Below are 11,591 nucleotides of genomic sequence, written 5' to 3' on the forward strand. Positions count from 1 at the left end.
CCGTTCCGGGGTGCGGCCCCTGGGCACCCGCCGGGCCCCGCGCGCGCCCGCCGGGCTCAGGCGTTCGCCACGAGCCCCAGCTCCGCCTTGCCGGCGAGGTCGGGATGCGTCGGCAGGACCCGGACCGTGTAGCCGAAGGGCCCCGAGCGGTCCACGGTGATCGTCCCGCAGAACTTGTGCCTTCCTCCGCCGAGGTCGCCGGCAGGGCTCAGGGGCGCGTACTTGCGCTCGTGGATGTGGTCCGTCTCCGAGACGCGGCCGTAGCCGACCTCGGCGCGGACGTCCTCGGGGCTCAGCGACCCCAGGGTGACGTAGGCGCACACCGTCAGCTCGTCGCCGATCTGCGGGTCCTGGGCGACGCCCTCGGTGTCGACGTGCTCGACGGAGATCTGTCCCCAGGCCTGGCGCACGCGCCCGATCCAGCGGGACGTCGAGCGAGCGGCGGCGTGCCCGTGCTCGGCGGCCCGGCGCCCGGAGACGGCGGCGGGGACGTAGAGCTCCCGCACGTAGTCCTCGAGCATCCGCTTGGCCGAGACCCGCGGTCCCAGGGTCGCCAGGGTGTGCCGGACCATGGCCAGCCACTGGTGGGGGATCCCGTCGGCGCCCGGCTCGGAGCCCTCGGCCGTCTCCCCGTAGAAGCGCGGGGCCACGTGGTTCTCGATCAGCTCGTAGAGGGCGGCCGCCTCGATGTCGTCGCGCTCGTCCGGGTGCGCCCCCTCGTCCGCGGTGGGGATGGCCCAGCCGTTCTGGCCGTCGTACATCTCGTCCCACCAGCCGTCGAGCACGGAGAGGTTCAGCCCGCCGTTGAGGGCGGCCTTCATGCCGGAGGTGCCGCAGGCCTCCAGCGGTCGCAGCGGGTTGTTCAGCCACACGTCGCAGCCGGGGAAGAGGGTCCGGGCCATCGCGATGTCGTAGTTGGGCAGGAAGACGATCCGGTGGCGCACCTCCGGGTCGTCCGTGAAGCGCACGAGGTCCTGGATCAGCCGCTTGCCCTGCTCGTCCGCGGGGTGGGACTTCCCGGCGACCACCAGCTGGACCGGGTGCTCCGGGTCCAGCAGGATCTTCTTGAGCCGCTGCGGGTCGCGCAGCATGAGGGTGAGCCGCTTGTAGGTGGGCACCCGGCGGGCGAAGCCGATCGTCAGCACGCCGGGGTCGAGCACGGAGTCGGTCCAGCCGAGCTCGGCGTCCGCGAGACCGCGCTTCTTCCAGGAGGCGCGCAGCCGGGCGCGGACGTCCTCCACCAGCCGGGTGCGCAGCTCCCGGCGCGCCGCCCACAGCTCGGCGTCGTCCACGCCGTAGATCCGCCGCCACCGCGCGGCCCGGTCGAGGTCGGAGCCCATCGGGTCCAGGGCGAGCTCCGCCATGCGGGGATCGATCCACGTCATGACGTGCACGCCGTTGGTGATCGAGCTGATCGGCACCTCGTCGGCGTCGAAGCCGGGCCACAGCCCCTGGAACATGCCGCGGGAGACCACGCCGTGCAGCTTGGCCACGCCGTTGGCGCGCTGGGCCAGGCGCAGGCCCATGAGGGCCATGTTGAACTTGGACGGGTCGCCGCCGTCGTGGTCCTCCGCGCCCAGGGACAGGATGTCGGCGGTGGGGACGGACGGGGCGAGGCCGGCGTCGAAGAAGTGCTCGATCTGCGCCTGCTCGAACCGGTCGATGCCCGCCGGCACCGGGGTGTGGGTCGTGAACACGGTCGCCGAGCGCACCGCGGTCAGGGCCTCGTCCCAGGTCATCGGCCCGCTGCCGTCGGAGGGCTGCATGAGCTCCGCGATCCGCTCGACGCCCAGGAACCCGGCGTGCCCCTCGTTGCAGTGGAAGACCTCCGGGGCGGGGGCCCCGGTCAGCCGGGAGAAGGCCCGCAGCGCACGGATCCCGCCCATCCCCAGCAGCAGCTCCTGCTGGAGCCGGTGGTCGCCGCCGCCGCCGTAGAGGCGGTCGGTGACGCTGCGGGCGTGGTCGTCGTTGTCGGGGATGTCGGAGTCGAGCAGGAGCAGCGGGACGCGCCCCACGTCGGCGCGCCAGATCTGCGCGGACAGCGAGCGCCCGTTGGGCAGGGGCAGGGTGATCCGCACAGGTGTCCCGTCCTCCTCCCGCAGCAGGGCCAGGGGCATCCCGTCCGGGTCGAGCACCGGGTAGGACTCCTGCTGCCAGGCGTCCCGGGAGAGCGACTGCTTGAAGTAGCCGTGCTGGTAGAACAGGCCCACGCCCACCACCGGCACGCCGAGGTCGGAGGCGCTCTTGAGGTGGTCGCCGGCGAGGATCCCCAGCCCGCCCGAGTACTGCGGCAGCACGGAGGTGACGCCGTACTCGGCCGAGAAGTAGGCGACGGCCCGCGGCGCGTCCTCGGTCTGGGTCCTCTGGTACCACAGCTCGTCGGTGAGGTAGTGCTCCAGGTCGGCGTCGAGCTCCTCGATCCGCCGCACGGTGGCCGGGTCCTCGGCGATCTGCTGGATCTCCTCGCGGGTGAGGGAGCCCAGCAGCTTGACCGGGTCGCCGTGGACCGTTTCCCAGGCCTGCGGGTTGAGGTCCGCGAACAGCTGTTCGGTCGGCCGGTGCCAGGACCAGCGAAGGTTCCTCGCGAGACGGCTCAGAGGGGCGATGGACTCCGGCAGCACGGTGCGCACGGTGAATCTACGGATTGCCTTCACGCGGTCAGACTACCGGTGCTGCGGCGGGAATCGAGGGCTGCGACGTGCGGTCGTCGACCGGGTCGTGCCGGGCCTGCGCGCCGGGGGCGGGACACCCTCGCGCAGTTGGGCAGCGGGCTTAACGATCGCGGGGTTTGTCGCTAACGTGGTCCAGGTGAGCCAAGCCAACACGCCTTCCCCGTCCGACCCGGCCGCGAGCCCGGCCGGAACGTCCGCCAACGACCTCCCGACGACCCCCGCCGCCGAGGCGACCGCCCCCGGCGACGGGCCCGGAACCGCAGCCGCGGTCCCGGCCGAGCAGCCGGCGAAGAAGGCGCCGGCGCGACGCAGGACCTCGACCGCCAAGAAGTCCCCGGCCGCGGACGCCCCGGTGTCCGTGGCGGACGAGCCGGGCATCGCCGTCGTCCCCGCCACGGAGCCCAAGACCCGTGCGCGCAGGACATCGGCGGCGAAGACGTCCACGGCGAAGAGCACGACCGCGAAGACGCCCGCCGCACGGACGTCGACGACGAAGAAGGCCACGACCCCCCGCAAGGCCTCGACCCCGCGCAAGAAGGCCGCCGGTTCGGCGTTCTCCCGCGAGGACCTGGTCTACGGCCGGATCCCGGTCGTCGGCGTGAGCCCCGTGGTGGAGGACGGCCGCTTCCCGGCCAAGGCCCTGCCGGGCGAGTCGATCCGCGTGGGCGCCACCGTGTTCCGCGAGGGCCACGACGCGCTCGGCGTCACCGCGGTGCTCCTCGACCCGCAGGGCACCGAGACCGAGCGGGTGCCCATGCGCCTGACCACCCCCGGCACGGACCGCTACGAGGCGTGGCTGACGCCGGCCTCCGAGGGCGCGTGGTCCTTCGCCGTCGAGGGCTGGGGCGACCTCTACGAGACCTGGCGGCACGCCGCCGAGATCAAGGTGGGCGTGGGCCAGGACGTCGAGCTGATGATGGCCGAGGGCGTCCTGCTCTTCGACCGCGCCGCCGCGGAGACCGGTCGCCCGGACTCCGACGTCGAGCTGTTCCGCTCCGCCTCCCGCGCCCTCGGCAACAAGGACCTGCCCGTGGAGCAGCGGCTCGCGGCGGGCACCTCGGCCGAGGTCCTGGCCGCGGTCGCCGAGCGCCCGGTGCGCGACCTGGTCACCGAGAGCCGCCGCTACCCGCTGAAGGTCGAGCGCACCGCCGCCGGGCGCGGGTCCTGGTACGAGTTCTTCCCGCGCTCCGAGGGCGCGGTCCTCGACGCCGAGTCCGGCACGTGGACGTCCGGCACCTTCCGGACCGCGGCCGAGCGCCTCGAGGCCGTGGCCGGCATGGGCTTCGACGTCATCTACCTGCCCCCGATCCACCCGATCGGCCGGGCCCACCGCAAGGGCCCGAACAACACGCTCGAGGCCGGTCCCCAGGACCCCGGGTCCCCGTGGGCCATCGGCGCCCCCGAGGGCGGGCACGACGCCATCCACCCGGACCTCGGCACGTTCGAGGACTTCGACGGCTTCGTCGCCCGGGCCGGGGACCTCGGCCTGGAGGTGGCCCTGGACCTGGCCCTCCAGGCGTCGCCGGACCACCCGTGGGTCACGGCCCACCCGGAGTGGTTCACGACCCGCGCCGACGGCTCGATCGCCTACGCGGAGAACCCGCCGAAGAAGTACCAGGACATCTACCCGATCAACTTCGACAACGACCCCGAGGGGCTCTCCCTCGAGGTGCTGCGGATCGTGGAGCTGTGGATCTCCCACGGCGTCAAGATCTTCCGGGTGGACAACCCGCACACCAAGCCCCTGTGGTTCTGGGAGTGGCTGATCGGCACCGTCAACGCCCAGCACCCCGAGGTAGTGTTCCTGGCCGAGGCGTTCACCCGTCCCGCCATGATGCAGTCCCTCGCCCGGGTGGGCTTCCAGCAGTCCTACTCCTACTTCACCTGGCGCAACACCAAGAAGGAGATCGAGGAGTACCTCCACGAGGTCAGTCACGAGACCTCGGCGGTGTACCGGCCGAACTTCTTCGTCAACACCCCGGACATCCTGACGGAGTACCTGCAGTTCGGTGGTCCCGCGGCGTTCCGGGTCCGCGCCGTGCTGGCCGCCACGGGCTCCCCGCTGTGGGGCGTCTACGCGGGCTACGAGCTCTTCGAGCACGTGGCCCGGCAGGGGGCCGAGGAGTACGTGGACAACGAGAAGTACCAGTTCCGTCCCCGGGACTTCGCCGGCGCCGAGGAGCGCGGCGAGTCCCTGGCGCCGTACCTCACGCGGCTCAACGAGATCCGCCGCCGGCACGCGTCGCTGGGCGACCTGCAGAACCTGACGGTGCAGTCCACGACCGACGACGCCCTGGTCGCGTACTCGAAGACCAAGACCGTGCGGAACGGGGACTCCAGCGAGAAGGACACGGTCATCGTGGTCGTCAACGTGGACCCGCACGCGGTCCGCGAGGGCACCGTGTGGCTGGACCTCGAGTCGCTGAACCTGGACGACGCGGACTTCAACGAGGACGGCAGCTTCTGGGTGGAGGACCTGCTCAGCGGCGACTCCTGGAAGTGGGGCACGCACAACTACGTGCGCCTCGACCCGCACCGCGAGCCCGCCCACGTCCTGCACGTCCGGCGCAACGTCAAGTAGGGGTTCCTCCTCCGGACCCTGTCGGGGCTCTCCCGGGCGCACCGCCCGGGAGAGCCCCCTTCCCGCACTGATGGCCTCCGACCCACCTGTCCGAAAGGCGGCACCCCCGCATGAGCATCTCGCCGTTCTCGCTCAACGCCCCCGGCATCTCCCACGACCCCGACTGGTTCCGCAAAGCGGTGTTCTACGAGGTGCTCGTCCGGGCGTTCTCCGACGCCAACGGTGACGGCTCCGGCGACTTCTCCGGCCTGATCGACAAGCTCGACTACCTGCAGTGGCTGGGCATCGACTGCCTGTGGCTCCCGCCCTTCTTCCAGTCCCCGCTGCGCGACGGCGGCTACGACATCTCCGACTACTACTCCGTCCTGGACGAGTTCGGCACGATCAGCGACTTCAAGCGGCTCGTGGCCGAGGCGCACGCCCGTGGCCTGCGCGTGATCATCGACCTCCCGCTCAACCACACCAGCGACCAGCACCCGTGGTTCCAGGCCTCCCGCGAGGACCCGGAGGGACCCTACGGCGACTTCTACGTCTGGTCCGACACGGACGAGCTGTACCAGGACGCCCGCATCATCTTCGTGGACACCGAGGAGTCGAACTGGACGTTCGACCCGATCCGCCGCCAGTTCTTCTGGCACCGCTTCTTCTCCCACCAGCCCGACCTCAACTTCGAGAACCCGGCCGTGGTCGAGGCCGTGCACGACGTCGTGAAGTTCTGGCTCGACATGGGCATCGACGGCTTCCGCGCCGACGCGATCCCCTACCTGATCGAGGAGGAGGGGACCAACTGCGAGAACCTCCCCGGCACGCACGACTTCCTGGTGGGGCTGCGCGCCATGATCGACCAGGAGTACCCGGGCCGCGTCGTGATCGCCGAGGCGAACCAGATGCCGCACGAGGTGGTCGAGTACTTCGGCACCGAGGAGTCCCCCGAGTGCCACATGTGCTTCCACTTCCCGATCATGCCGCGGATCTTCTACGCCCTGCGGGACCAGAAGGCCGCCCCGATCGTGGACACCATGCACGAGACGCCCGACATCCCGCGCGGGACCCAGTGGGGCACGTTCCTGCGCAACCACGACGAACTGACCCTCGAGATGGTCACCACCGAGGAGCGCCAGGCGATGCTCGGCTGGTACGCCCCGGACTCCCGGATGCGCGCCAACGTGGGCATCCGCCGGCGGCTGGCCCCGCTGCTGGACAACTCCCGGGCGGAGATCGAGCTCATCCACGCGCTGCTGCTGTCCCTGCCCGGCAGCCCGTTCCTCTACTACGGCGACGAGATCGGCATGGGGGACAACATCTGGCTCGACGACCGCGATGCCTCGCGCACCCCGATGCAGTGGACCCCCGACCGCAACGCCGGGTTCTCGAAGGCCGACCCGGGCAAGCTCTACCTGCCCGTGGTCCAGTCGCTCGTCTACCACTACAACCAGGTCAACGTGGAGGCGCAGCTGGCGTCGTCGTCCTCCCTGCTGCACTGGATGCGGCAGATGCTCGCGGTGCGCAAGGCGCACCCCGCCTTCGGCCTGGGGACCTACGTCAACGTGGAGACCGACCACGACTCCGTGCTCGCGTTCCTGCGGGTGCTCCCCGACGCGGAGACGGACGACGACCGCGGCGAGACGGTGCTGTGCCTGTTCAACCTCGCCCACACCCCCGCGTGCGCCCGGATCCGGCTGCCCCAGTTCGCGGGCCGCGGGCTGCGCGAGCTCTTCGGCGGCGACCTGTTCGGCGAGGTGGACGAGGCGGGGGAGTACCGCATCACGCTGGGCAGCCAGGACTTCTTCTGGCTGCGCCTGCGGGCGGCCCGTCGCGACGACGGCACGCACCCGCACACCACGGCCATGCCGATCATCACTCCCGCCAAGACGTCCTGAGCGCGTCCGCGCGTCCGGCCACCACCCGCCCGCCCCGGAAGGACCGACCCATGACCGACCAGCACCCCGACGAGCTCCTCGACCTCCTGCGGCGATGGCTGCCGAAGCAGCGGTGGTTCCCCTTCGCGGACGGCGGCGCGGGCGCGGACCTGCGCGTCGTCGCCCAGCTCGAGCTGCCGGAGCGGGAGGGCGCCACCGCACGGGTGCTGCTCGTGGAGGCCTCCGAGGAGGGCCGCGCCGAGCTGCTCCAGGTGCCGCTGACCTTCCGCGCCGAGCCCCTCGAGGGCGCCGAGCGCTTCCTCGTCGGGGAACCGGCGGCGGCGGAGGACAGCGGTGCCGAGCCGGCGGCCGCGCCGGGCCCGGAGCAGGACGCCGGTCCGCGCCGGGCGGCGCGCTTCCTCAAGGACCGGGCGGCCCGGGCCGGGCGTGCGGTGGCCGACCGGACGGGTCTGCCCGTCCCCGGTGCGGACGGCGCGGTGGCCGCGTCCTGGGTCTACGACGGCGTCGGTGACCCGGTCTTCGTGGGCGCCGCGCTCTCCCTCATGCAGGAGGAGGAGACGGCCGGAAGCGGTCCGCTCGGGCTCTCCGTGACCGGTGGTCACGGGGACGCGCTGCGCGTGCCCTACGCCGTGGAGTCCCGCGAGCAGGTCCGGGTGATCTCCAGCGAGCAGTCGAACTCCTCGGTGATCCTCACCCCGCCCGCGGGCCGGGCGGACGCCGATCCCGTCATCGTGAAGTTCTTCCGCGTGGTGGGGGAGGGCACCAACCCGGACGTGGAGGTGGGCCGCGAGCTCACGGGCCTCGGCTGCCCCGCGGTGCCGGCCACCTTCGGCTGGCTCGGCGCCCGCTGGCGTGCCGGCCTCGCCGCCGCGGAGGGGCAGCTGGCCGTGGCCACCGAGTTCCTCGCCGGTTCCGCCGACGCGTGGGGCCGGGCCGTGCAGGCCGCCGAGCAGGGCGCGGACTTCACCGACGAGGCCGCGGAGCTGGGCCGCACGACGGCCCGCGTGCACCGCGACCTGGCCCGCGCCTTCGGCTCGGGCGCCCCCGACGACGCCGCCCGCGCCCGCCTGCTGGAGGATCTCGCCGGCCGGATCCGGTGGGCCCGGAACCAGTCCGGCTCCCTGTTCGCGGAGTACGACGCCGCCCTCGACGCGCTGCTGGACTCGCTCGACGGCGTGACGGAGCTTCCTGCGCTGCAGCGCATCCACGGCGACTACCACCTGGGCCAGGTCCTCCAGACCGGGGAGGGCCGATTCAAGGTCCTGGACTTCGAGGGCGAGCCCCTGCGCCCGATCGAGGAGCGCACCCGCGCGGACGTCGCCATGCGCGACGTCGTCGGCATGCTGCGCTCCTTCGACTACGCCGCGGCGTTCGGGGCGCGCGCCGGCGCGCAGGACGCCGAGGGCTGGGGGCGGAGGACCGGCGAGGCCTTCCTCGCCGGCTACGAGCAGGGCAGCGGGCACGCCGTCGAGCGCGACTCGCCGCTGTTCCTGGCGCTGTGGCTCGACAAGGCCCTCTACGAGGTCGTCTACGAGCAGCGCAACCGACCCGACTGGGTGGACGTGCCGGCCGCGGCGGTGCGCCGTTCACTCGACGGCCTCGGGTCGCGTAGCGTGAACCCTGAACCCGCCGGTGCGGACCCCGTGTCCGGCGCCGACCACGACGACGACAGGTCCCGCTCCGCACGGCACGCCCCGGCGGAACCGGGAACGGAAATCGAGGACGAAGTGACCGCCAGCACCCCGCAGGACCGATCCGGCCCCGTCCAGGCCGGGACCTCAGGCCACGACGTGGCCCCGGCAGGACCCGTCGCCGTGCCGGAGCACGTGCTCGCAGCCGTCTCCGAGGGCCGCCACCACGACCCGCACGGGGTCCTGGGCGCCCACCTCGGCCCGGACGGCAGCGTCACCGTGCGCACGCTGCGCCGGTTCGCGACCGCGGTGGCCGTCGTCACGCAGGACGGCACGTTCGAGCTCGAGCACGAGTGGGGCGGCATCTTCACCGGCGTGGTTCCCGCCCACGAGCCAGGGCGGATCCCCGACTACCGCGTGGACGTCACCTACCGCGACCTCGAGCCGCAGCGGATGGACGACCCGTACCGCTTCGGCCCCACGCTCGGCGAGCTCGACCTGCACCTGATCGGGGAGGGGCGGCACGAGACCCTGTGGACCGTCCTCGGCGCCCACGTGCGCCGCTACCCCTCCGCCCTGGGCGAGATCACCGGCGTGAGCTTCGCCGTGTGGGCCCCCAACGCCCAGGCCGTGCGCGTCATCGGCGACTTCAACGGCTGGGACGGCAGCGAGCACGCGATGCGCTCCCTCGGCTCCTCGGGCGTGTGGGAGATCTTCGTCCCGGGCCTGGGGTCCGGCGCGACCTACAAGTTCCGCATCCTGGGCCGGGACGGCGGCTGGCGGGAGAAGGCCGACCCCATGGCCTTCGGCACCGAGGTGCCCCCGTCCACGGCCTCGCGCGTCTTCGAGTCCACCTACGAGTTCCAGGACGACGCGTGGCTGGCCCGCCGGGCGGCCATCGATCCGCACAACTCCCCCATGAGCGTCTACGAGCTGCACATCGGCTCGTGGCGGATGGGCCTCGGATACAAGGACCTCGCCAAGGAGCTCGTCGAGTACCTCAGCTGGCAGGGCTTCACGCACGTGGAGTTCATGCCCGTCGCCGAGCACCCCTTCGGCGGGTCCTGGGGCTACCAGGTGACGTCCTACTACGCGCCGTCCTCCCGGTTCGGCAGCCCGGACGAGTTCCGCTACCTCGTGGACCAGCTGCACCAGGCGGGCATCGGCGTGATCGTGGACTGGGTCCCGGGCCACTTCCCCAAGGACGAGTGGGCCCTGGCCCGGTTCGACGGCGAGCCCCTGTACGAGCACGCCGACCCGCGCCGGGGTGAGCACAAGGACTGGGGGACGCTGATCCCCGACTACGGCCGCAACGAGGTCCGCAACTTCCTGGTGGCCAACGCCACCTACTGGCTGGAGGAGTTCCACATCGACGGCCTGCGCGTGGACGCCGTCGCCTCCATGCTCTACCTGGACTACTCGCGCAACGAGGGGGAGTGGGAGCCGAACGCCTACGGCGGCCGCGAGAACCTCGAGGCGATCGCGTTCCTCAAGGAGGCCAACGCCACCGCGTACCGGCGCACCCCGGGGATCGTGATGATCGCCGAGGAGTCGACCTCCTACCCGGGCGTGACCCGCCCAACCGACGCCGACGGGCTGGGCTTCGGGCTGAAGTGGAACATGGGCTGGATGAACGACAGCCTCGAGTACATGGCCGAGGACCCGGTCAACCGGTACTACCACCACAACAAGCTGACGTTCTCGCTGGTCTACGCCTTCTCGGAGAACTTCCTGCTGCCGATCTCCCACGACGAGGTCGTCTACGGCAAGGGCTCCCTGCTGCGCAAGATGCCCGGGGACCGCTGGCAGCAGCTGGCCAACGTCCGGGCCTACCTCGCCTTCATGTGGGCGCACCCCGGCAAGCAGCTGATCTTCATGGGCACCGAGTACGCCCAGGAGTCCGAGTGGTCCGAGGAGCACGGACTGGACTGGTGGCTCTCGGAGACCCCGCAGCACAAGGGCGTCCAGGAGCTCGTGCGCACCCTCAACACGGTGTACCGGGAGACCCCGGCGCTCTACGAGCGGGACAACAACCCGGCGGGCTTCGAGTGGATCGACGCCGCCGACGCCGGCCTGAACACCCTGTCCTTCACCCGCTGGGACGAGCAGGGCAACCCGCTGGTGTGCATCGCGAACTTCGCCGGCAACCCGCACGAGAACTTCCGGCTGGGTCTGCCGTGGGCCGGCGACTGGACCGAGATCCTGAACACGGACTCGGAGCACTTCGGCGGCTCCGGGGTGGGCAACCTCGGCAAGGTGCGCGCCACCGAGGGCGCGCACAACGGGAACCCGGCGTCCGCCGTGCTGACCGTGCCGCCGCTGGCGGTGCTGTACCTCAAGCCGGCCGAGCAGTGATCCCGCCCCGGTCGTCCCGCGCGGACTGAGCCGGTGCACGAGGAGGGGCCCGGGTCTTCGGACCCGGGCCCCTCCGCCGTCTCCGGCACGGACCGCAGCCCCGGGATCCGCCGGGTTGCGAGAGCCGGGCAAAGGGAGTAACTTCTTCCGAGTCGTCGCGGCGAGGAACTCCTCCGGGAGAACCACGGGACGGCGTCCCACCCCGACCGGTCCGGACCGAGCAGCCACCGCGTTGCACGGTGTCGGGAACGTGCTAGGGTGGCGACTCGCGAGCTTCGCCGGACGGCGACTCCAGTCACGATCGGGTAACCAAGAGTTCACCTGATGTTGACCGGGTCGGCCGGGAGGGCTAAGGTTGCAGAGCAATCCGAAAGCAAGGTGTCCAGCAGGACACGCTGATCGGTCTGTTGTTTGAGAACTCAATAGTGTGCCATGTTTGTTGATACCAAATGTTTTGTTTGGTTGATGGGAT

Annotated in this window: 4 protein-coding genes; 3 read left to right on the top strand and 1 reads right to left on the bottom strand. The window is 71.6% G+C overall.

The features are described 5' to 3' along the window. Positions 1-56 precede the first annotated feature (56 nt). Entirely contained in the window at positions 57-2,654 is a 2,598-nt protein-coding gene (glgP, locus tag RE027_RS12085) for an alpha-glucan family phosphorylase (protein WP_368808516.1), read from the bottom strand. Between the two features lie 145 nt (positions 2,655-2,799). On the opposite strand from glgP, the gene RE027_RS12090 reads away from it, so the two are divergent. From RE027_RS12090 to glgB, 3 genes are all read left to right on the top strand, one after another. Next, positions 2,800-5,253 carry a maltotransferase domain-containing protein gene (locus RE027_RS12090; RefSeq protein WP_387921020.1) on the top strand — a complete coding sequence of 818 codons (2,454 nt, stop codon included), beginning with the start codon at positions 2,800-2,802 and terminating at the stop codon, positions 5,251-5,253. 110 nt (positions 5,254-5,363) lie between these two features. Next, complete coding sequence (gene treS, locus RE027_RS12095; RefSeq protein WP_368808517.1) at positions 5,364-7,133, top strand: maltose alpha-D-glucosyltransferase; 1,770 nt, start codon at positions 5,364-5,366, stop codon at positions 7,131-7,133. A gap of 50 nt (positions 7,134-7,183) precedes the next feature. Further along, complete coding sequence (gene glgB / locus RE027_RS12100; protein ID WP_368808518.1) at positions 7,184-11,119, top strand: 1,4-alpha-glucan branching protein GlgB; 3,936 nt, start codon at positions 7,184-7,186, stop codon at positions 11,117-11,119. Positions 11,120-11,591 lie beyond the last annotated feature (472 nt).

It is taken from the genome of Kocuria sabuli (assembly GCF_040981185.1).
Taxonomy (GTDB): Bacteria; Actinomycetota; Actinomycetes; order Actinomycetales; family Micrococcaceae; genus Kocuria; species Kocuria sabuli.